This window comes from Endozoicomonas sp. G2_1, assembly GCF_017744155.1.
In the GTDB taxonomy this organism is placed as follows: Bacteria; Pseudomonadota; Gammaproteobacteria; order Enterobacterales; family Alteromonadaceae; genus JAGHQT01.
The window spans coordinates 1-1,130 of record NZ_JAGHQT010000039.1; the positions used below are offsets into that span (position 1 = coordinate 1).

General features: G+C 45.8%; 1 protein-coding gene. It reads right to left on the reverse strand.

What is annotated here, in order from left to right:
- Window positions 1–2: 2 nt before the first annotated feature.
- A partial coding sequence (gene tuf, locus J7384_RS19185; RefSeq protein WP_209116144.1) for an elongation factor Tu occupies window positions 3–1,130 on the reverse strand: 1,128 nt, incomplete at its 5' end.

Sequence of the window (1,130 nt, forward strand, 5' to 3'; positions counted from 1 at the left end):
AATTAGTCGATGATTTTAGAAACAACACCAGCACCTACCGTGCGACCACCTTCACGAATCGCGAAGCGTAAACCTTCGTCCATCGCGATTGGGTTGATTAGCTCAACAACAAACTTCAAGTTGTCGCCAGGCATGACCATTTCTACACCTTCAGGAAGCTCTACAGCACCTGTGATGTCAGTTGTACGGAAGTAGAACTGTGGACGGTAGCCTTTGAAGAATGGCGTGTGACGACCACCTTCGTCTTTAGTAAGAACGTATACTTCTGATTCGAACTTAGTGTGTGGAGTAATTGAACCAGGCTTAGCTAGTACTTGACCACGTTGTACTTCGTCACGCTTAGTACCACGTAAAAGGATACCACAGTTCTCACCTGCACGACCTTCGTCAAGCAGCTTACGGAACATCTCAACACCCGTACAAGTAGTAGTTGTAGTCTCTTTGATACCAACGATTTCTACGTCGTCACCTACAGTGATGATACCGCGCTCAACACGACCTGTTACTACAGTACCACGACCTTGGATTGAGAATACGTCTTCGATTGGTAAGATGAAGTCACCGTCGATTGCACGCTCTGGCTCTGGAATGTAAGTGTCTAAGTGGTTAGCAAGCTCAAGTACTTTCTCTTCCCACTGTGCTTCACCGTTAAGAGCACCTAACGCTGAACCTTGTACGATTGGTAAGTCATCACCTGGGAAATCGTACTCAGAAAGAAGTTCACGTACTTCCATCTCTACAAGCTCAAGTAGCTCTTCGTCGTCTACCATGTCACACTTGTTTAAGAATACGATGATGTAAGGTACACCAACCTGACGAGATAAAAGGATGTGCTCACGTGTTTGTGGCATAGGGCCGTCAGTTGCAGCACATACTAAGATAGCACCGTCCATTTGAGCAGCACCAGTAATCATGTTTTTAACGTAATCGGCGTGACCAGGACAGTCTACGTGTGCGTAGTGACGTGTTTCTGTGTCGTACTCGATGTGAGAAGTATTGATAGTAATACCACGCTCACGCTCTTCTGGAGCGTTATCGATTTGTGCGAAATCTTTTGTCTCACCACCGAAAGTTTTAGTTAATACTGCAGAGATAGCAGCAGTTAACGTTGTTTTACCGTGGTCAACGTG